Source organism: Streptomyces sp. NPDC006529 (genome assembly GCF_040611795.1).
Lineage (GTDB): Bacteria > Actinomycetota > Actinomycetes > Streptomycetales > Streptomycetaceae > Streptomyces.
The window spans coordinates 1-20466 of the sequence record NZ_JBEXPB010000049.1 but is presented as its reverse complement, the minus strand read 5'-3'; the positions used below and the strand labels follow the sequence as shown (position 1 = coordinate 20466).

Annotated in this window: 16 protein-coding genes and 2 pseudogenes; 9 read left to right on the top strand and 9 right to left on the bottom strand. The window is 73.7% G+C overall.

Annotated features, from left to right (window positions below; genetic code table 11):
• The first annotated feature begins 3 nt into the window (after positions 1-3).
• The 3 genes from ABZY31_RS26400 (at position 4) to ABZY31_RS26390 (ending at position 4572) form a co-directional block, all read left to right on the top strand.
• On the top strand, positions 4-891 hold the full coding sequence (locus ABZY31_RS26400) for a diacylglycerol kinase (protein WP_356414764.1): 888 nt from the start codon (positions 4-6) through the stop codon (positions 889-891).
• Between the two features lie 45 nt (positions 892-936).
• Complete coding sequence (locus ABZY31_RS26395; protein WP_356414761.1) at positions 937-3777, top strand: DEAD/DEAH box helicase; 2841 nt, start codon at positions 937-939, stop codon at positions 3775-3777.
• A gap of 90 nt (positions 3778-3867) precedes the next feature.
• Positions 3868-4572: a helix-turn-helix domain-containing protein gene (locus ABZY31_RS26390; protein WP_356414759.1), complete on the top strand. Its 705-nt coding sequence runs from the start codon at positions 3868-3870 to the stop codon at positions 4570-4572.
• Here the strand turns inward: ABZY31_RS26390 and ABZY31_RS26385 are convergent.
• From ABZY31_RS26385 to ABZY31_RS26370, 4 genes are all read right to left on the bottom strand, one after another.
• Positions 4527-5501 (bottom strand): RluA family pseudouridine synthase, encoded by a 975-nt coding sequence (locus ABZY31_RS26385; RefSeq protein WP_356414757.1) that lies wholly within the window; start codon positions 5499-5501, stop codon positions 4527-4529. The two genes, ABZY31_RS26390 and ABZY31_RS26385, sit on opposite strands and share 46 nt — an antisense overlap.
• 29 nt (positions 5502-5530) lie before the next feature.
• Positions 5531-7234 (bottom strand): serine hydrolase, encoded by a 1704-nt coding sequence (locus tag ABZY31_RS26380; RefSeq protein ID WP_356414754.1) that lies wholly within the window; start codon positions 7232-7234, stop codon positions 5531-5533.
• 240 nt (positions 7235-7474) lie between these two features.
• A complete protein-coding gene (locus ABZY31_RS26375; protein WP_356414751.1) occupies positions 7475-8320 on the bottom strand; it encodes a siderophore-interacting protein in 846 nt (281 codons plus the stop codon).
• A 56-nt stretch (positions 8321-8376) separates the two neighbouring features.
• Positions 8377-9282 (bottom strand): 5'-3' exonuclease, encoded by a 906-nt coding sequence (locus ABZY31_RS26370; protein WP_356414835.1) that lies wholly within the window; start codon positions 9280-9282, stop codon positions 8377-8379.
• 233 nt (positions 9283-9515) lie between these two features.
• Here ABZY31_RS26370 and ABZY31_RS26365 point away from each other — a divergent pair, with 233 nt between their 5' ends.
• Together ABZY31_RS26365 and ABZY31_RS26360 are read left to right on the top strand one after the other, a co-directional pair.
• Positions 9516-10109, top strand: coding sequence for an XRE family transcriptional regulator (locus tag ABZY31_RS26365; RefSeq protein WP_356414748.1), 594 nt, complete (start codon positions 9516-9518; stop codon positions 10107-10109).
• Positions 10106-10846, top strand: coding sequence for a helical backbone metal receptor (locus ABZY31_RS26360; protein WP_356414832.1), 741 nt, complete (start codon positions 10106-10108; stop codon positions 10844-10846). Before ABZY31_RS26365 ends, ABZY31_RS26360 begins: the two co-directional genes overlap by 4 nt.
• Positions 10847-10859: 13 nt before the next feature.
• Here ABZY31_RS26360 and ABZY31_RS26355 read toward each other — a convergent pair whose 3' ends face one another.
• On the bottom strand, positions 10860-12029 hold the full coding sequence (locus tag ABZY31_RS26355) for a TDT family transporter (protein WP_356414745.1): 1170 nt from the start codon (positions 12027-12029) through the stop codon (positions 10860-10862).
• A gap of 70 nt (positions 12030-12099) precedes the next feature.
• On the opposite strand from ABZY31_RS26355, the gene ABZY31_RS26350 reads away from it, so the two are divergent.
• Positions 12100-13068 carry a LysR family transcriptional regulator gene (locus ABZY31_RS26350; RefSeq protein ID WP_356414742.1) on the top strand — a complete coding sequence of 323 codons (969 nt, stop codon included), beginning with the start codon at positions 12100-12102 and terminating at the stop codon, positions 13066-13068.
• 368 nt (positions 13069-13436) lie between these two features.
• Here the strand turns inward: ABZY31_RS26350 and ABZY31_RS26345 are convergent, their stop codons facing one another.
• The 3 genes from ABZY31_RS26345 to ABZY31_RS26335 form a co-directional block, all read right to left on the bottom strand.
• Positions 13437-14144 (bottom strand): gamma-glutamyl-gamma-aminobutyrate hydrolase family protein, encoded by a 708-nt coding sequence (locus ABZY31_RS26345; protein ID WP_356414739.1) that lies wholly within the window; start codon positions 14142-14144, stop codon positions 13437-13439.
• A 56-nt stretch (positions 14145-14200) separates the two neighbouring features.
• Entirely contained in the window at positions 14201-15712 is a 1512-nt protein-coding gene (eat, locus tag ABZY31_RS26340; protein ID WP_356414736.1) for an ethanolamine permease, read from the bottom strand.
• A 157-nt stretch (positions 15713-15869) separates the two neighbouring features.
• Positions 15870-16712: an FCD domain-containing protein gene (locus tag ABZY31_RS26335; protein WP_356414734.1), complete on the bottom strand. Its 843-nt coding sequence runs from the start codon at positions 16710-16712 to the stop codon at positions 15870-15872.
• Between the two features lie 77 nt (positions 16713-16789).
• Here ABZY31_RS26335 and ABZY31_RS26330 point away from each other — a divergent pair, with 77 nt between their 5' ends.
• The 3 genes and pseudogenes from ABZY31_RS26330 to ABZY31_RS26320 all read left to right on the top strand — a co-directional run.
• On the top strand, positions 16790-18172 hold the full coding sequence (locus ABZY31_RS26330) for a glutamine synthetase family protein (RefSeq protein ID WP_356414732.1): 1383 nt from the start codon (positions 16790-16792) through the stop codon (positions 18170-18172).
• Positions 18173-18225: 53 nt separating this feature from the next.
• The gene (locus tag ABZY31_RS26325) at positions 18226-19593 is read left to right on the top strand and encodes an aldehyde dehydrogenase family protein (RefSeq protein WP_356414729.1); all 1368 of its coding nucleotides are present in this window, start codon (positions 18226-18228) and stop codon (positions 19591-19593) included.
• 5 nt (positions 19594-19598) lie between these two features.
• Positions 19599-20372 (top strand): annotated as a pseudogene (locus ABZY31_RS26320) (3-oxoacyl-ACP reductase); the annotation flags it as partial.
• Here the strand turns inward: ABZY31_RS26320 and ABZY31_RS26315 are convergent.
• Positions 20369-20466, bottom strand: a pseudogene (locus ABZY31_RS26315) (Lrp/AsnC family transcriptional regulator); the annotation flags it as partial. The pseudogenes ABZY31_RS26320 and ABZY31_RS26315 sit on opposite strands and share 4 nt — an antisense overlap.

The following is a 20466-nucleotide window of genomic DNA, read 5'->3' as shown; positions in this document are numbered from 1 at the left end:
AGGGTGAGTGCAGAGATCACCCTCTTCGTCAATCCCACCGCAGGACGCGGCCGGGGCGCGCACGCCGCGCAGCCGGCCGCTTCCGCGCTGCGGGCGGCCGGCTTCTCGGTGCGCACGGTGGTCGGCGCCGATGCGCCGGACGCGCTGGTCCGGCTGCGCGCGGCCGTGCGCGAGGGCACGGGGGCGGTGATCGCCGTCGGCGGCGACGGGATGGTCTCGCTGGCCCTGCAGGCCGTGGCGGGCACGCTGGTGCCCCTCGGGGTGGTCGCGGTGGGGACCGGCAACGACTTCGCGCGGGCGCTGGGGCTGCCCGTGCGGGAGCCCGCGGCGGCCGGCCGGCTGGCGGCGCGGGTCCTGAAGGAGGGCCGCTTCCGCGAGATCGACCTGGGGCGTGTGGACGGCCGCTGGTACGGGACGGTGCTGTGCTCGGGTTTCGACTCCCGGGTCAACGACCGGGGCAACCGGATGCGGCTGCCGGCGGGGCGCTTCAAGTACGACCTGGCGATCCTCGCCGAGCTGGCCGCCTTCCGGCCCCTGCGCTACCGGATCACCCTGGACGACGGCCCGCCCGTGGAGACCGAGGCCACGCTGGTCGCCGTTGGCAACGGGTCCTCGTACGGCGGCGGCATGCGGATCTGCCCGGACGCGCTGCCCGACGACGGGCTGTTCGACGTGACCGTGGTCGGCGACTGCTCGCGCGCCACCCTGCTGAAGGTCTTCCCGCGGGTCTACAAGGGGACGCATACCGGCCACCCGAAGGTGAGCGTCCACCGGGCCGCGAAGGTCACGCTGGAGGCCGCCGGAAGCACCGCCTACGCGGACGGCGAGCCGGTGGGTGCGCTGCCCGTCACGGCCGTGTGCGTGCCCTCGGCGGTCCGGCTGCTGTCATAAAGATCGCGCTTGTTGTCAGAGGTGACGGGTAGGCTCGATGACAAGATGACCGAGGAACTCTCACCCGCCGACGCGTACGCCGCGTTCCGCCGCCGCGCCGCCGAAGAAGCCACGGCCCTGCACCCCTTCCGGCAGATGTACGAGTTCGATCTGGATCCCTTCCAGATCGAGGCGTGCAAGGCCCTGGAGGCCGGAAAGGGCGTGCTCGTCGCCGCCCCCACCGGGTCGGGCAAGACCATCGTCGGCGAGTTCGCCGTCCACCTGGCGCTGCTCCAGGGCAAGAAGTGCTTCTACACCACGCCGATCAAGGCCCTGTCGAACCAGAAGTACGCCGACCTCGTCAAGCGCTACGGTGCGACCAAGGTCGGCCTGCTCACGGGTGACAACAGCGTCAACGCCGACGCCCCGGTGGTCGTGATGACCACCGAGGTCCTGCGCAACATGCTGTACGCGAAGTCCCCCGCGCTGACGGGTCTCGGCTACGTCGTCATGGACGAGGTGCACTACCTCTCCGACCGGTTCCGCGGCGCCGTGTGGGAGGAAGTGATCATCCACCTCCCCGAGTCGGTCACCCTCGTCTCGCTCTCCGCCACCGTGTCCAACGCCGAGGAGTTCGGTGACTGGCTGGACACCGTCCGCGGCGACACGGAGGTGATCGTCTCCGAGGAGCGGCCCGTTCCGCTGTGGCAGCACGTCATGGCCGGCCGCCGGATCTACGACCTCTTCGAGGAGGAGAGCGACCACGGCGGTCGGGGCAGCGGGCGCCGCGAGGTCAACCCCGACCTGCTGCGCATGGCGCGGGAGGAGAACACCCGCACGTACAGCCCGAAGGACCGGCGGCGCGGCAAGATGGTCCGCGAGGCCGACCGCGAGCGCGAGCGGCGCTCCCGCAACCGGATCTGGACCCCGGGCCGGCCGGAGGTCATCGAACGCCTCGACAACGAGGGCCTGCTCCCGGCCATCACCTTCATCTTCAGCCGCGCCGGCTGCGAGGCGGCCGTCCAGCAGTGCCTGTACGCGGGACTGCGCCTGAACGACGACGCCAAGCGGGCCCGGGTGCGGGAGATCGTCGAGGAGCGCACCGCCTCGATCCCCTCCGAGGACCTGCACGTCCTCGGCTACTACGAGTGGCTCGAAGGCCTGGAGCGGGGCATCGCCGCGCACCACGCCGGGATGCTGCCGACCTTCAAGGAGGTCGTGGAGGAGCTCTTCGTCCGCGGCCTGGTCAAGGCCGTCTTCGCCACCGAGACCCTGGCGCTGGGCATCAACATGCCCGCACGCACGGTGATCCTGGAGAAGCTGGTCAAGTGGAACGGCGAGCAGCACGCCGACATCACCCCCGGCGAGTACACGCAGCTCACCGGCCGGGCCGGGCGCCGCGGCATCGACGTCGAGGGCCACGCGGTGGTGCTGTGGCAGCGGGCGATGGACCCGGCGGCCCTCGCGGGTCTGGCCGGTACCCGCACGTACCCGCTGCGCTCCAGCTTCAAGCCCTCGTACAACATGGCCGTGAACCTGGTCCAGATGTTCGGGCGGCACCGCTCGCGCGAGCTCCTGGAGACCTCCTTCGCGCAGTTCCAGGCGGACCGCTCCGTCGTCGGCATCTCCAAGCAGGTGCAGCGCAACGAGGAGGGGCTGTCGGGCTACACCGAGGGCATGACCTGCCACCTCGGCGACTTCGAGGAGTACGCGCAGCTGCGCCGCGACCTCAAGGACCGCGAGACGGACCTGGCCAAGCAAGGCGCGGCCCAGCGGCGGGCGCAGGCGGCCGGTTCCCTGGAGAAGCTCAAGCCGGGCGACGTCATCCACGTGCCGACGGGCAAGTTCGCCGGTCTCGCACTGGTCCTGGACCCGGGCGTGCCCGCGGGGCGGTCCAACGGGCATCGCGGCCACGAGTACACGGAGGGTCCGCGCCCGCTGGTGCTGACCGCCGAGCGGCAGGTCAAGCGGCTCGCGGCGATCGACTTCCCGGTGCCGGTCGAGCCCATCGAGCGGATGCGGATCCCCAAGTCCTTCAACGCGCGCTCCCCGCAGTCGCGCCGCGACCTCGCCTCCCAGCTGCGCACCAAGGCGGGGCACATCGCGCCCGAGCGCAGCCGGCGCGGCCGGGCCGAGGCTGCCGACGACCGGGAGATCGCGCGGCTGCGCGCCGCGCTGCGCGCGCACCCGTGCCACGGGTGCGACGAGCGCGAGGACCACGCGCGATGGGCGGAGCGCTACCACCGGCTCAAGCGCGACACCCAGCAGCTGGAGCGCCGCATCGAGGGCCGGACGAACACCATCGCCCGCACCTTCGACCGGATCCACGCGCTGCTGACGGAGCTGGACTACCTGCGCGAGGACGAGGTCACCGAGCACGGCAGGCGGCTCGCGCGGTTGTACGGCGAGCTGGACCTGCTGGCGTCGGAGTGCCTGCGGGCCGGGATCTGGGAGGGCCTGAGCCCTGCCGAACTGGCCGCGTGCGTCTCGGCGCTGGTGTTCGAGGCGCGGCAGTCGGACGACGCGGTGGCGCCCAAGGTGCCGGCCGGTGCGGCGACGGTCGCGCTGGCGGAGATGGTCCGCATCTGGGGCCGCCTCGACGCGTTGGAGGAGGAGCACCGCATCAACCAGGCGGAGGGCGTGGGCCAGCGCGAGCCGGACCTCGGTTTCGCGTGGGCGGTGTACCAGTGGGCCTCCGACAAGAGCCTCGACGAGGTGCTGCGCGAGGCGGGGATGCCCGCCGGTGACTTCGTGCGCTGGTGCAAGCAGGTCATCGACGTGCTCGGCCAGGTCGCGGCGGCCGCGCCGACGCACTCCCGCGGGGGGACCAGTACGGTGGCCCGCAATGCCCGCAAGGCCGTGGACTCCCTGTTGCGGGGCGTAGTGGCCTACAGCTCGGTCGGCTAGGGGCTTTTGGGGCTTCCTCCTAACACGGGTGTGGCTCGATCTCATCTCTTGCCATGATCCTTTGGGCGTGCGCTGTGCGACGATCGGCGCATGAGTGGGGCAGCGGGCGAAGGGGCGAGACGGGTCGGACGGCCACGTGCCGATCAGCGAAGACCGGTCAGCGGGCAGCCGCCGCGCGAGGAACTCCTCGCCGCGGCGGCGCAGCTGTTCACGGTGCGCGGGTACGCGGCCACCACCACCCGGGCCGTGGCCGAGCTGGCCGGTATGCGCCAGGCGACGATGTACCACTACTTCGGCGGCAAGGAGGAACTCCTCGCCGAACTGCTGGAGTCCACCGTGGCCCCCTCTCTGGCCCTGGCCCGGCGGCTGCTCGCCGCCGACGGTCCCAGCGCCGAGCGCCGGCTGTGGGAGCTGTGCCGGGCCGACGTCTTACTGCTGTGCTCCGGGCCGCACAACCTGGGCGCCCTCTACCTGCTGCCCGAGGTCGGCGGCGGCGAGCGGTTCGCCCGCTTCCGCTCCCTGCGCGCCGAACTGCGCGATGCCTACCGGGCGTTGCTGCGGGCCACGGCCGCGGGCGCCGAACTGGCCCGGGACGCGGCCGGCCTGGCCCTGCGCAACGACCTGGTCTTCGGCCTGATCGAGGGCGTGATGCTCGTCCACCGCTCGGCTCCGGAGCGTCCCGTGGCGGCCTTCGCGGAGGCCACGGCGGACGCGGCGCTGCGGGTCGCGGGCGTGGCGCCGGGCCCCTCTCAGGCGTCCGGCTCGGGCGGGATCCCGGCGGCCCACGCGTCGTAGTCGGTCCAGGCTCCCAGAGCGCGGGTGCTCTCGAAGCGGTGTGCGAGACCGGTGACCGGATCGGTGAACGACAGGCTGCGCGCCAGGAGTTGGAGCGGGCGCCGGTAGTCGTCCGGGGCCGGGTCGGCGACCTCCGGGTAGACCGGGTCGCCGAGGATCGGGGCGCCGAGGCTGTTCATGTGGACGCGGAGCTGGTGGGTGCGGCCGGTGTGCGGGGTCAGCCGGTAGTGCCCCAGGCCGCCGCGGTGCGCGAGGAGTTCGATCCGGCTCTCGGCATTGGGCTCGGCGCCCGGGACCTCCGCCGCGGCCATCACCCCCCGGGTCTTCTCGATCCGGCTGCGCACGGTGCGGGGCAGGGTGAGTCCCGGCACGAGGGGCGCGACGGCCTCGTACTCCTTGTGCACCAGCCGGTTCTGGAACAGGAGCTGGTAGGCCCCGCGGTCCTCGGGGCGGACGCTGAACATCACCAGGCCCGCGGTCAGCCGGTCGAGGCGGTGCGCCGGGCTGAGGGCGGGCAGCTCCAGGCGGTGGCGCAGCAGGGCGAGGGCGGTCTGGGTGACGTGGCTGCCGCGCGGGGTGGTGGCCAGGAAGTGCGGCTTGTCGGCGACGAGCAGGTGCGCGTCCCGGTACAGCACGCGGGGCGCGTAGGGCACCGGGCTCTCCGGGGGCAGTTCGCGGTGGAACCACAGGAAGGTGCCCGGGGCGTACGGGTCCTGCGCGCGCCGGGGCCGCCCGTCGGCGCCGACGACCCGCCCCGCTGCCAGCAGTCGCGCCATGGGCGCCGCGCCGGAGGTGCCCGCGTAGTGGGCTTCGAGGAACGCGCCGACGGTGGCGTGCGGGGAGTCGGCGGGCAGCCGGAGCCGGACCGGATCGATGCCGTCGAGCTGGGGCAGCGGGGCGGCGGGAGGGGTCTGGGCTCTGCGTCTCATCGGGGCCAGCGTATGCGGCCCGGCGCGGGTCACCGGCCGCGCGTGAAGGTGCCCAGGTGCCCGGGGCCGGCGTCCAGGTATTCGATGCGGACCGTGCCGTCGGCGAAGGTGACGCCGGTGCGGCCGACCGCGTTCTCGCCGGTGGTCTCGAAGCTGAAGGTGTCGCCGTCGTAGTGGGTCAGCGGGAAGCGCTGCGGGCGGGGGCCGAGGGAGAGGGTCAGGCCCTCACCGGCCCGGCTGCCGGGTGCGGCGCTCACGGTGAGCCTGCCGAAGTACGGGTTGTCGTAGGTGCCGGTGTACGCCGTGTCCGCGCGGGCGGGCTTCGCTCCGGCGGGCGGGTGGACGTAGTCGGTGGAGGAGCGCGCGGCGTCCTCCTGCTGCGCGTAGAGCGAGCCGGTCAGCCGCAGCCAGTCGGTGGTGGGTTTGCCGTGCTCGGCGGTGTCGAAGAAGTCGAGGGCGGCGGCGTCGGCGAGGCCCACCGGGGCGCCGTTGGTGAGGACGACGACGGCCAGCTGTTCCAGGGGCAGCATCGTGACGTTGGTGTTGGCTCCGAGGGCGAAGGCGCCGGAGTGGCTCAGGCGCAGCCGGCCCGCGTCGTCGTAGGACACGTTCCAGCCCAGTCCGTAGAAACCGGCGCGGCCGGTGGGGGTGGCGGGCGGGGAGGCGACGATCTCGGGGAGGTGGGTACGGGCGAGGGGCTCGGCGGGGATGATGCGGTGGCCGTCCAGGGTTCCGCCGGAGAGCTGGAGGCGCAGCCAGCGGCTCAGGTCGCGGGCACTGGAGCTGACCCCGCCCGCCGGGGCCTGGGCGTCGGGGTCGCGGACGGAGCGCGGGCTCCACGTGCCGTCGGCGTTCCGGACGTGGGTGACCGCGTGGTTCGGCGCGTCCTGGAAGGCCTTGAAGGTGGTCGAGGTGTGGGCCATCCCCGCGGGCCTGAACAGGGTGTCCCGGCTGAGCTTCTCCCAGCTGACCCCCTTGGCGCGGGCCACGGCCTCGGCGGCGGCGGTCAGGCCGAAGTTGGTGTAGGCGTAGCTCGCGCGGAAGGGGGCCAGCGGCTGCTCGCGCAGGTGGGCCAGGATGTACGCCTGGTCGTAGCCGAGGTCTTCGAGGAGGTCGCCGGCGTGGTCGGGCAGGCCGCTGCGGTGGGAGAAGAGATCGGTGGTGGTGACGTGGCCGGTGACCCAGGGGTCCTTCAGCGCGAAGCCGGGCAGCTCCAGGTGACGGTCCCAGCCGGCCGCGTCGGCGAGGGTGCCGGCGACGACGGTCGAGGAGACGGGCTTGGAGAGCGAGGCGATCTGGAAGACGGTGTCGGGGCCGACCTTCGCCGGGTCGCCGGTCCTGCGGACGCCGAATCCCTTGAGGTAGGCCACCTTGTCGTGGCGGACCACGGCGACGGACACCCCGGGGACGCCGGTGCGGCGCATCAGGTCCGGGATGGCGGTGTCGAGGCGGGCGAGGGCCTTGTCGACCTGGGCGTCGGTGAGCGAGGGCTTCGGCTGCGGCGGTCCGGTCGTGTCGTCCGGGCCGGTCGTCTTGTCCGGGCCGGTCGTGCTGCCCGGACCGACCGGGGCCGCGGGGTCCGCCGGGTCCGACGGGTCGGCCGCGGAGGGCGGTGCGGCCGCCGCCGCGGCGCTCGTCGCGCCCGCAGTGAGGGCGGCCGTCGCGGTCGTGGCCAGGAGCAGGGCGGCTCCTGCGGCGCCGAGGGTGCGGGCACGGATGCGTGAGCTGCGCATGCGGCCATTGTCCGCCGGGTACGGGCCCGGCGCGCGCGGGGGCGGAGCCCGGCCGGACGGGGCCGCGCGGGGGCCGGGCCCGGCGCGGTGCGGAGGCACGTCGACCGGCCGCGGCACGTCGGCCCGCCGGCGCGGGGCGGGGCGCCGTACGGGGCCGGTTCCGGCGCGGTGCGGGGCGACGTCGGCCTGTCGGCGCGGGGCGCGCCGTGGCGCGGGCACCCGGACCGGGGCCCGTGGGGGTCAGGCCCGGGCGCCGACGGGTTCCTGTTCGGCTTCGACCTGGGCGTTCCAGTCGCGCTTGATGGCGCGCCAGCCCTCGTCCGTCTCGCCCAGGCGCCAGTAGCCGGAGATCGAGAGCTGCTTGGCCGGGATGCCGCGCTCGGTGCGCAGGTGGCGGCGCAGCTCCTTCACGAAGCCCGCCTCCCCGTGCACGAAGGCCTGGACCCGGCCGGTCGGGAACCGCAGCGCCGTGACCGCCTCGACCAGGGCTTCGCCGACGGGCCGCGCGCCCCGGTGGATCCAGATCGGGGTGATCCCGTCCGGCGTGGCGATCTTCTGCTCGTCGTCCGGTCCGGAGACCTCCACCAGCGCGATCACCACGGCGCCCCGCGGCATGTGCTCCATGGTGGCGCCGATCGCGGGCAGGGCGCTCTCGTCACCGGCCAGGAGGTGCCAGTCGGCCGTCGGGTCGGGGCCGTAGGCGCCGCCGGGGCCCAGGAAGCGGACCGTCTCGCCGGGCTGGACGCGCGCCGCCCACGGGCCCGCGAGGCCCTCGTCGCCGTGGACGACGAAGTCGATGGTCAGTTCGTGGCGCACCGCGTCCCAGGAGCGCACCGTGTAGGCGCGCTGCCGGGGCCAGTGCTCGCGGGGGTGGGTGGATCTGATCTCTTCCAGGTCCCACGGTTCCGCGTAGGTGACGTCCTCCGGGGCGAAGAGCAGTTTCACGTAGTGGTCGGTGAAGTCCCCGACCGTGAACCTGGCGGCCAGGCCTTCTCCGCCGAGGACGACGCGCACCATGTGGGCGCTCAGTCGCTCGGTCCGAACCACCTCGGCGGTGGCGATCCTGCGGGCTCGTCCTTCTGCCACGGCGTCTCCCCGGTGTTCCGCGCTGCTTCCTACTTAGGATTACCTAAGTTACCACCTCACGGTCGAAGTGCGGTGGTGAGGCGCGCAACCGCGCCTCCCAGGCCCCATCGGTGGGCCAGCGCGTCCACGACGTCCTGGTGCGCCGGAGCGGCGGGCAGGGCCGCGTCGAAGACGGGAAGCGGCACGTCAAGGGCCACCTGGACCACCTTGGGGGCCACCGCGAGGTAGGGCCGGGCCTCGTCCAGCCGCTTGCGCTGCACGGGGGTGAGTTTCGACGCCGGATCCGCGACCGCGGCGAGGATTCCGGCCAGGTCACCGTAGGTGTCGAGGAGTTTCGCGGCGGTCTTCTCACCCACTCCGGGCACGCCCGGCAGCCCGTCGCTGGGATCGCCGCGCAACAATGCCAAGTCGGCGTAACCGGGACCGTCCACTCCGTACTTCTCGCGCAGCCACGCCTCGTCGGTCACCTGGAGCGAGCCGACCCCCTTCAGCGGGTACAGCACGCGCCGCGCCCTGGCGTCGTCGACGAGCTGGTAGAGGTCCCGGTCGCCGGTGACGATGTCCACCGGGCCGGTGGCCCGCGCGGTCAGTGTGCCGATCACGTCGTCCGCCTCGTACCCCGCCACGCCCACCCGGGCGATGCCGAAGGCGTCCAGCGCGGCCTCGATGATCGGGACCTGCGGGGCGAGCGTGTCGGGGGTCTCCTCCTCGTCGGGGCCGGTCTCGGTCTCCACGGCGACGCGGTGGGCCTTGTACGAGGGAATCAGCTCCACCCGCCAGTGCGGCCGCCAGTCGGCGTCCATGCAGGCCACCAGGTCGTCCGGCCGGTGGTCCTGGACCAGCCGCCCGATGAAGTCGAGGAGCCCGCGCACGGCGTTGACCGGGGTCCCGTCGGGCGCCCGGACGGAGTCCGGTACGCCGAAGTAGGCGCGGTAGTACAGGGAAGCGGTGTCGAGGAGCATAAGGCGTCGGGTCACCCTGACGATGATGCCGTACCCCACCGACACCCCCCGGCACGCGCGTCACGGGCAGCGGGGGAGCGCGTACGCAGCGCCGCCGTCGGCACTGGAGCACCGCTCGGAATTCGCCTGGGCCCCGATCCGGTCGTGCCGTGCGAGCGGTGCGCGCGGCCGATGCTGCGTAAGGTGCTTACAGCACACCCATGTGCGACGGACAAGGGGAGGGCAGCCCCGCCATGGACGACAAGGAAAAGGACAGAGACACCAAGGAACCGCTCCGGGTGGGCGTGGCCGTGCGCAAGCGGCGCCGCGCGCTGCGGCTCACCCTCGCCGCCGTCTCGGCGCGCAGCGGACTGTCGGTGCCCTTCCTGAGCCAGATAGAGAACGAACGGGCCCGGCCCAGCATGCGCTCCCTGGAACGGGTCGCGGACGCGCTGGAGACCACGGCCGTCGAACTGCTGGCCGCGTCCGACACGGCCCGCACGGTGGACCTCGTCAGCGCCGCCGACCAGGACGGCCTGGAACCGGCGCCGGGCGTCCGTCCCCTGGTGCGCGGGCACCACCAGCTGCACGCCCTGGAATTCAGCGGGGACCGGGACGCGGGCCGCGAGTACCAGCACCGCAACGACGAGCTGATGTACGTGGTCTCCGGGTCCTGCCAGGTCGAGGCCGAGGGGCGCGCGTACCGGCTGGAGTGCGGCGACGCGCTGTTCCTCTCGGGCGGGGTGCGGCACCGCTGGCGGGCCATGACCGAGGACACCAAGCTCCTCGTGGTGGCCGTCGGGGACCACATCCACGCCACCTCCGAGCCCCCCTCGCCGGAACACTGACCGGCGTGCGGGGGCCGCGGACCGTCTCCCTGGTGCCCTCCCTGACCGAGGCGGTCGAGGTCACCGCTCCCGGGCTGCTCGTGGGCGTCACCGACTGGTGCACGCACCCGGCCGACCTCGGCGCCGCGGTGCGCGTCGGCGGCACGAAGAACCCGGACGTGCGGGCCGTCATCGCCCTGCGCCCGGACCTGGTCGTCGCCAACGAGGAGGAGAACCGGGCCCAGGATCTCGACGCGCTGCGCGCCGCCGGGCTACGGGTCCTGGTCACCGAGGTCCGCGACCTGCCCGGCGCCCTGCGCGAGCTGGAGGCGCTGTTCACCGACGCCCTGGGACTGGCCCGGCCCGGCTGGCTGGCGGACGCCGGGGCGGCGTGGGAACGGGTGGTACCGCAGCGAGCGCGGAGCGCGTTCGTACCCGTGTGGCGTCGGCCCTGGATGGTGCTGGGGCGGGACACCTTCGCGGGCGACCTGCTGGCCCGCCTCGGGGTGCGCAACGTGTACGCCGGGCACGCCGAGCGGTATCCGCGGGTGCCGGCCGGGGAGCTGCGCGCGGCCGGCTGCGACCTGGTGGTGCTGCCGGACGAGCCGTACCCCTTCGCCGCCGGGGACGGTCCGGAGGCCTTCCCGGGGCTGCCCGCCGCACTCGTCAGCGGCCGGCACCTGACCTGGTACGGGCCCTCCCTGACCGAAGCACCGACGGTCCTGGCCGAGGCCCTGCGGGCGGCGCTGCGCCCGTAGGGGTTTTCGTGGCTCAGCGGGGTGCGGCGAGGAGGCGGCCGGTGGCGAGGCCGCGCAGGGTGTGGAACGCGGCGGCCAGCCAGGCGGCCACCAGCAGCAGGAACAGGGCTGCGGCCAGCCAGGCGAAGGCGTCCAGTCCGGTGTGCCGGGCCAGGCCCGCCGCGCCGGTGACGCAGGTGCCCAGGGGGAAGGTCAGCGCCCACCAGGTCATCGCGAAGCCCATGCCGCGCCGGGCCGCGCGGACCAGCAGGGCGACCGCGAGCGCGAGCCACAGCAGGGCGAACCCCATGACGGGGACGCCGTAGACGACGGCGAAGGCGCCGAGGCCGTCGGCGTAGGGCGCCCCGATCGACCGGGGGGCCATGTCGGCGAGCTGGTTCACGGCGGTGGTGGACTGCCCCAGGGGTCCCAGGACCAGGAACAGGGTGGGGGTCAGGGCCAGGGGCAGCGGGCCCTGGAAGATCAGCCGGCCGAAGACCAGGGGGAGCATCAGCAGGGTGGCGAGCAGGCTGACGCCGAACATCGCGTAGCAGGCCAGCAGCAGCGCCTCGCGGGGCTGGCCGGCGGGCAGGTGGGGGATCAGCAGGGGGCCGAGCGCGGCGGAGACCATCGGGGCGACCAGCGGCAGCAGCCAGACGGGGGTGGCCTGGGCGGCCTCGACCTTGTGCCGGACCACCATCAGGTAGGGCACGGCCACGGCCATCACCAGGCCTATCGCGGTACCGGCGGTGAAGAGCACGGTGTCCGCGGCGATCGCGGCGGGCAGCCCGATGAGGTCCTTGCCGACGATGAGGGTGCCGCCGCCGACCGCGAGCAGGGCCATCGACAGGCAGCCGTAGAAGGGGGCGACCGCGGGGTCCAGCAGGTGGGCCCGGGCCTGGTCGCGGTGGTGCAGCCAGTGGCCGGCGCGGGCGGTGAGCAGGACGAGCAGGAGGGCCGCGGACAGGGCCCAGACGGCCTGGCAGGCCACGCGCTGACCGGGGAGCTGGTAGGGCAGGGTCGCACCGGCGTTGGCGATGATCGCGGTGCCCATGACGCAGGCGTACCAGTTCGGGCCGAGGTGGCGCAGGGCGGCGAGCGGGCGCCGGGGGGTGGCGGCCGTTCCGGGTGCCTGGGCGGAGGGGGCGGGGGGTGCCTCGGGTGCCTGGTGGGCGGCGGGGCGGGGGTGCGCGGTGGTGACCATGCCTCCAGCGTGCGCCCCGGGTGGGGCGGGGGGCAGAGGTGATCTCCCTATCAGGTCATAAACTGGTGTTATGAGTGACGGTGGCGCGGTCGGTGGGGCAGTCGGTGGCGCGGGTGCCGAGCAGGTGGTCCCGCTCTCGCACCGGGTGCCGGATCTGGGGGCGCTGGAACTGCTGATCGCGGTGGCCCGAGTGGGCAGCCTCGGCGCGGCCGCGCGGGAGGTGGGGATCACCCAGCCCGCGGCGAGCAGCCGGATCCGGGCCATGGAGGCGCGGCTGGGGGTGGCCCTGGTGGACCGTTCGCCGCGCGGGTCCACGCTCACCGCGCAGGGCGCGCTCGTCACCGACTGGGCGCGGCGGGTCGTGGAGGCGGCGGAGGCCTTCGACGCGGGGGCGCAGGCGTTGCGGGGGGCGCGGGACTCGCGGCTGCGGGTGGCCGCCAGCATGACCATCGCGGAGTACCTGCTGCCGGGCTGGCTGATCGCGCTGCGGGCGGCGCGGCCCGGCACGGCGGTGTCCCTCCAGGCCGACAACTCGGCGCTGGTCGCGGAGCGGGTGCTGGCGCGGGAGGCCGACCTCGGCTTCGTCGAGGGGCTCGCGGTGCCGGACGGCCTGGACGCCGTGGTCATCGCACAGGACCGGCTGGTGGTCGCGGTGGCCCCGGGGCACCCGTGGGCCCGGCGGCGGTCGGGGGAGGTGGCCCCCGCCGAACTGGCCGCGACCCCGCTGATCCTGCGGGAACGGGGCTCCGGCACGCGGCAGGTGCTGGACGCTGCGCTGGCCGGGTGCGGGGGGCTGGCGCGGCCGCTGCTGGAACTCGCCTCGACCACGGCGGTGAAGGCGGCCGCGGTGAGCGGGGCGGGGCCGTGCGTGCTGTCGGAGCTGGCGCTGCGGGAGGAGCTGGCGGGGCGGCGGCTGGTGGCGGTCGCCGTGGCCGGTGTGCCGCTGGGCCGGTCGCTGCGGGCCGTCTGGCCCGCGGGCACCCGCCCCGCGGGCCCGGCCCGCGACCTCCTGTCCCTGACCCGGGCCACCCCGTCATGACGCCGGCCCCTGCCGGGTGCGTGATGGGGGCGGGCGCGGAGCGGTCGCCCATCCGGCGGGGGGCCTCCGGCGGCGCCTCAAACGCCGGCGGGGCTGGAGGGGGGTTCGGCGGGCTGGAGGAGGTCGGGTGGCGTTGGGCGATGGCTCAGGGCTTGTCCTGACGCCAGCCGGGAAAATCCAGCCAAGCCGGGAAAATCCAGCCCAGCCGGGGAAAACCCAGCCCAGCGGGGGAAACCCCAGCTCAGCCGGGGAAAACCCAGCTCAGCCGAGCGAAAACCAGCCCGCCCGGCGTTTGAGGGCGCCCGCCGCAGGCGTGTGTGGGCGGGCCCGGGGATCGCTCCGGCGGAGGGAAGGGTGCGCCCCGCGGGTCAGTGCACCCGGGTCGGGACGCGGGTCGCGGCGGTGATCAGGGCGGACATCACGCGGGTGTCCTTGTCGCGTTCGGGGTGCCACTGGACGCCCAGGGCCCAGGCGGCGCCGTCGGCCGGGAGTTCGATCGCCTCCACCGTCCCGTCCAGCGCGTGCGCCGAGGCGATCAGGCCCCGCCCCAGCCGCTCCACGCACTGGTGGTGGTACGTCGGCACCTCCGCCACCTCCGGCACGAGCGCCCCGTACAGCGTCCCCCGCACCGGCCGCACCGGATGCCAGGCCACCGGCCCCGGCTCCCCGGCGTGCCCGTCGATGTGCTGGACCAGCGTGCCGCCCAGGGCCACGTTCAGCGCCTGCATGCCCCGGCAGATCCCCAGCAGCGGCGTGCCCTGCGCCAGGGCGGCCCGGATCAGGGCCAGTTCCCAGGCGTCGCGCACGGTCGCGGGGGAGCCCGTACGGGGGTCGCGGGGGGCTCCGTAGTGGGCCGGGTCCACATCGGGGCCGCCCGCGACGACCAGGCCGTCCAGCCGGCTCAGGACCACCCCCGCCTCCCCGGGCTCGTCCGGCGGCAGCAGCACCGCCGTGCCGCCGGACGCCTGGACCAGCTCGTAGTACCCCGCGGGCACGAGGGCGGTCGGAAGGTCCCACACGCCGTAGCGCGTGGACGCCTCGACGTAGGTGGTGATGCCGATGAGCGGCTTGGGCACGGTGCGTACCTCCGGGAGGGGGAGCGGGGACAGGGGCGGCGCGGGCTCGACGGCGGTCAGTCCCGGGACAGTTCCGCCTCGGCCGCCGCCAGTGCCGCGAACTCCTCCTCGGGCGCCGAGGCCACCAGGTGGTGCCGACTGTAGAACGCGAAGTAGGCGAGGGCGACGGCGTACACGGCGAGCGCGATGAACGCGGCGTCCTTGTCCACCAGGAAGGTGGCGACCAGGGCCGACAGGGCGAGTACGAAGGCGACCGTGGAGGTCAGCACCCCGCCCGGGGTGCGGTAGGGCCGCTCCAGGTCCGGTTCCCGGCGGCGCAGCACGATGTGCGAGAGCGCCATCAGGGCGTAGGAGATGGTCGCGCCGAAGACCGCGATGTTGAGCATCCGGGCCCCGTCACCGGTGGCCGCGGCCAGCGCGAAGCCGATCGCGCCGGGGATGACCAGACCGAGGTAGGGGGCCTTGCGGCTGCTGGTCAGGGAGAGGAAGCGGGGCAGGTAGCCCGCGCGGGAGAGGGCGAAGAGCTGGCGCGAACCGGCGTAGATGAGGGAGAAGAAGGAGGCCACCAGGCCCGCCAGGCCCGCGTAGTTGACGAAGCGGCTCAGGGCGGTCGGCCCGCCCTCCCCCTCCAGCGCGACGACCAGCGGATTGCCCGCGTCCTTGACGGCGTCCGCGCCCTGCGCGCCGGTCGCGGCGAAGAAGGTGATCAGCGCGAGGAGCGCCAGGATGCCCATCGAGATGGCGAGCGCCTTCGGCATGGAGCGGACCGGGTCCTTGGCCTCCTCGGCCGCGAGCGGTACGCCCTCGACGCCGAGGAAGAACCACATGCCGAAGGGGAACGCTGCCCAGATCCCCAGCGCGCCGTACGGCAGCCAGGAGCTCAACCCCGCCGCCCCCGCGTCGACGGCGATGTCGTCGAGGCCGCTGACGGAGAAGTCGGTGAAGGCGCCGACGGCGAAGATCAGCAGGGCCGCGACGGCTATGGCGGTGACGACGAGGCTGAACCGCAGCGCCTCGCCCACGCCCCACAGGTGCACGCCGATGAAGACGACGAAGCAGCCGAGGTAGACCGGCCAGCTGGAGGTGAGGCCGAAGAGTCCGAGGGACTCGACGTAGTCGCCGATGAAGATGACGATCGCGGCCGGCGCCAGGATGTACTCGATGAGGATCGCGGTGCCGGTGAGGAAACCGCCCCAGGGGCCCAGGGCGCGCCGGGCGAAGCCGTAGCCGCCGCCCGCGGTGGGCAGGATCGTGGAGAGTTCGGCGAGGGAGAAGACCAGGCAGGCGTACATGGCGCCCATGAGGACGGTGGCGATGGCGAGGCCGCCGAAGCCGCCCTTGCTCAGGCCGACGTTCCAGCCGGAGAAGTCGCCGGAGACGACGTAGGCGACGCCGAGACCGGTCAGCAGCAGCCAGCCGGCGCTGCCGCGGCGCAGGGTGCGGCGTTCCAGGTAGTCGTTCCCGCCGTCGCCGGCGGCGCCGCCCGCGCCGTCGGGCCCGGACGCGGGTCCGGAGGGCGCGGATCCGGGTGCGGCTTTCGTCAGCCGGGCATCGAAGTCGTCGGCCATGTGCGCTCCTGCCTAGGGCAATGCAATGGTTGTGGAGCGTACCTTTGCGGTAAGCGGGTGGAGCGCGCAAGACCCCTGCGTTAAACGGCGGTTACGAAAACCTCCCCGCGGCCGGAGGTCGGGGGCCGGGCGCCCGGACGGCGTGCCCGGCGGCCCGTCACGCCAGGAACCCCCGCAGCAGCGCCGCCGTGCCCCCGCAGTGCTCCCGCATCACCTCGCGGGCCGCCTCCGCGTCCCCGTCCAACACCGCCTCCACCACCGCAGTGTGCTGCTGCTGCGAGTGCTCCAGGTTCCGCACCAGCAGCGGGATGCAGTCCAGCAGGTCGTTGACCGTCGCCCGGACGGCCGCGTACTGGGCCGTCAGGGTGGCGGAGCCCGCCAGTTCGCACAGGGTGAGGTGGAAGAGGGTGTCCTGGCGGCGGTAGTCCGCGAGCGGCGCGTCGTGGGTCGCGGCGAGCGCCCCGCGCAGCCGCTGCGCCCGGGCGTCGTCCAGCCCCTGCGCGGCGCAGAGCCCGGCCGCGCCCGTCTCCAGCACCTCGCGGAAGCGCAGCGCGTCCTCGATGTCCACGCCGGCGACGCGGCGCCGCAGCTCCTGCTCGGCGGCGCCGGCCGGGGGATCGGGGCGGTGCAGCACGAACGTTCCGCCGTAGCGCCCGCGCCGCGCCTCGACCAGCCCCTGGTCCTGGAGCACCTTCAGCACCTCGCGCAGCGTGACCCGGCTGATCCCCATCCGCTCGGCCAGCTCGCGCTCCGGCGGCAGCCGTCCGCCGCCCGGCACCAGTCCCAGCCGGACCACCTGGAGGATCTGCTCCAGGGCCTCCTCGAAACCGTTGCCCGCCCGCACCTGGCGCAGGACGGGGTTCAGCCGCGCGAGCGCGCCGCCGTCACCCGGGCCGTGCGACAGGTCGTGCGACGGTCCGCGCACCCCGTCGGCCGCCCCGCCGCTCGCCCCCCTGTGCGGCGCGCTGTCCGGCGTGTCGTCCGGCGCGTTGTTCGTCATGTCGGCCCCTCCCCTTCCCAAGCAATGGTTCTATTCAATACCTTAGGCCTCCTCGGCTCACCGAAGGAGAGATTCCCGTGGTAGACCGCATGCCGCCGCTCGCGCCCGAGGAGCTCCGCTCCCTGGTCGCCGACGGCGAGATCGACACAGTGGTCCTGGCCTTCCCCGACATGCAGGGGCGGCTCCAGGGCAAGCGGTTCGCCGCGCAGTTCTTCCTCGACGAGGTCATGTCCCACGGCACCGAGGGATGCAACTACCTGCTCGCCGTCGACACCGACATGAACACCGTCGACGGCTACGAGATGTCCTCCTGGGACCGGGGCTACGGCGACTTCGCCATGCACCCCGACCTGTCCACCCTGCGCCGCATCCCCTGGAACCCGGGCAGCGCGCTGGTCATGGCCGACCTCGCCTGGAACGACGGCTCGCCCGTCGTCGCCGCGCCGCGCCAGATCCTGCGGCGCCAGCTGGAGCGCCTGGCGGAGCACGGGTACACCGCGATGGTGGGCACCGAGCTGGAGTTCATGGTCTTCCAGGACACCTACGAGCAGGCCTGGGACGCCAACTACCGCGGCCTGACCCCCGCCAACCAGTACAACATCGACTACTCCGTCCTCGGCACCGGCCGGATCGAACCGCTGCTGCGCCGGATCCGCAACGAGATGCAGGCCGCGGGCCTGGTCGTCGAGTCCGCCAAGGGCGAGTGCAACCTCGGGCAGCACGAGATCGCCTTCCGCTACGACGAGGCCGTGATCACCTGCGACCAGCACGCGGTCTACAAGACCGGCGCCAAGGAGATCGCCTCGCAGGAGGGCGTCTCGCTCACGTTCATGGCCAAGTACGACGAGCGCGAGGGCAACTCCTGCCACATCCACCTCTCCCTGAACGACGCCGACGGGCGCAACGTGATGGCGGGCGACGCGGGCGCAAAGGACGACGTGCACGGCGGAATGTCACCCGTCATGCGTCACTTCCTGGCCGGGCAGCTGGCCGCGCTGCGGGACTTCTCCCTTCTCTACGCCCCCAACATCAACTCGTACAAGCGTTTCCGGCCGGGATCCTTCGCGCCGACCGCCGTCGCCTGGGGGGTGGACAACCGGACCTGCGCCCTGCGCGTGGTCGGCCACGGCCGCTCTATGCGCTTCGAGAACCGCCTCCCGGGCGGCGACGTCAACCCGTACCTGGCGGTGGCCGGCCTGGTCGCGGCCGGCCTCCACGGCATCGAGAACCGGCTGGAGCTGCCCGAGGCCTGCGCGGGCAACGCCTACACCGCCGACTACGCGCACGTCCCCACCACCCTGCGCGAGGCGGCCGAGCTGTGGGAGAACAGCGACATCGCCAAGGCCGCCTTCGGCCCCGAAGTCGTCGCCCACTACCGGAACATGGCCCGCGTCGAACTCGACGCCTACGACTCCGCCGTGACCGACTGGGAGCTGCGCCGCTCCTTCGAACGCCTGTAACCGCCGCACGCCCCGCCCCCCTTGGAACCGAGCGAACGACTGAGAGGCACCACGTGTCATCCGATGCGCTGGACGTACTGAACCCGGCCACCGAGGAAGTCGTCGCCACCGTCCCGGCCGCCACACGGGACGACGTCGACGCCGCCGTCGTACGGGCCGCCGCGGCCCAGCGCGGCTGGGCGGCCGCCGCGCCCGCCGACCGGGCCCGGCTGCTGCGCCGCTTCGCCGCCGCGGTGGACGAGCACCGCGAGGAACTGGCCCTGCTGGAGGTCCGCGAGGCCGGCCACACCATCGGCAACGCCCGCTGGGAAGCGGGCAACGTCCGCGACCTGCTGGAATTCGCCGCCGGGGGAGTGGAGCGGCTCTCCGGCCGGCAGATCCCGGTGGCCGGCGGCCTCGACGTCACCTTCCTCGAACCGCTCGGCGTCATCGGGGTGATCGCCCCCTGGAACTTCCCGATGCCGATCGCCGCCTGGGGCTTGGCGCCCGCCCTCGCCGCGGGCAACGCGGTGATCCTCAAGCCCGCGGAGACCACCCCCCTCACCGCACTGCGGCTGGCCGAGCTGGCCCTGGAGGCGGGCCTGCCCGAGCACCTCTTCCAGGTGCTGCCCGGGCGCGGACCGGTCGCGGGCGACGCGCTCGTCGAACACCCCGGCGTGGCGAAGATCGTCTTCACCGGCTCCACCGGAGTGGGAAAGCGGATCATGGCCGCGTGCGCCGGCCGGCTCAAGCGCGTCACCCTCGAACTCGGCGGCAAGAGCCCCAACATCGTCTTCGCCGACGCCGACCTCGAAGCCGCCGCGGCCGCCGCCCCCATGGCCTTCCTCGACAACACCGGCCAGGACTGCTGCGCCCGCACCCGGATCCTGGTCCAGCGCTCCGTGTACGACCGCTTCCTCGACCTGGTCACGCCCGGGATCGAGGGCGTGGTCGTCGGTGACCCGGCCGACGAGAAGACCCAGATGGGCCCGCTCATCTCCCGGGCCCAGCTGGAGCGCGTACGGTCCTACGTCACCGACGACCTGACCGCCGTCCGCGGCACCGCCCCCGAGGGCCCCGGCTTCTGGTACCCGCCCACCCTCGTCACCGGGGCCGACCCCACCGCCCCCGTCGCCGCCGAGGAGGTCTTCGGCCCGGTCGCCGTCATCCTGCCCTTCGAGGACGAGGAGGACGCCGTACGGCTGGCCAACGCCACGGAATACGGGCTCTCCGGCTCGATCTGGACCCGCGACGTGGGCCGCGCCCTGCGCGTCTCGCGCGCCGTCGCCGCGGGCAACCTCTCCGTCAACTCCCACAGCAGCGTCCGCTACTGGACTCCCTTCGGCGGGTTCAAGCAGTCCGGCCTCGGCCGGGAACTGGGACCCGACGCCCTCACCGCATTCACCGAGACCAAGAACGTCTTCATCAGCACGGAGGCCTGAGAACCATGTCCAGTCGAGCCCCTGAAGAGATCGTCTGCCGCCGCCTGGTCGGCCGTACCGCCGTCATCACCGGAGCCGGCAGCGGCATCGGCCTCGCCACCGCCCGCCGGCTCGCCTCCGAAGGCGCCAACGTCGTCTGCGGCGACATCGACGAGACGGCCGGCAAGGCCGCGGCCGAAGAGGTCGGCGGCACCTTCGTGAAGGTCGACGTCACCAGCCCCGAGGAGGTCGAGGCGCTCTTCAAGACCGCCTTCGACACCTACGGGTCCGTCGACATCGCCTTCAACAACGCGGGCATCTCGCCCCCGGACGACGACTCGATCCTCACCACCGGGCTGGAGGCCTGGAAGCGGGTCCAGGACGTCAACCTGACCTCCGTCTACCTGTGCTGCAAGGCCGCGCTGCCCTACATGCAGCGCCAGGGCCGCGGATCCATCATCAACACCGCTTCCTTCGTGGCGATCATGGGCGCGGCCACCTCCCAGATCTCCTACACCGCCTCCAAGGGCGGCGTCCTGGCGATGTCCCGCGAACTGGGCGTCCAGTTCGCCCGCGAGGGCATCCGCGTCAACGCCCTGTGCCCGGGCCCCGTCAACACCCCGCTGCTCCAGGAGCTGTTCGCGAAGGACCCCGAGCGCGCCGCGCGCCGCCTCGTGCACATCCCCGTCGGCCGCTTCGCCGAACCCACCGAGATCGCCGCCGCCGTCGCCTTCCTCGCGAGCGACGACTCCTCCTTCGTCAACGCCACCGACTTCCTGGTCGACGGCGGCATCGCGGGCTGGTCCGGGCCCGCGTCCGGGGCCAGCAGGTCCGTTTCCTCGAACACCAGCAGGGTGCGCGTCGACAGCACCTCGGGGATGGCCTGGAGCCGGG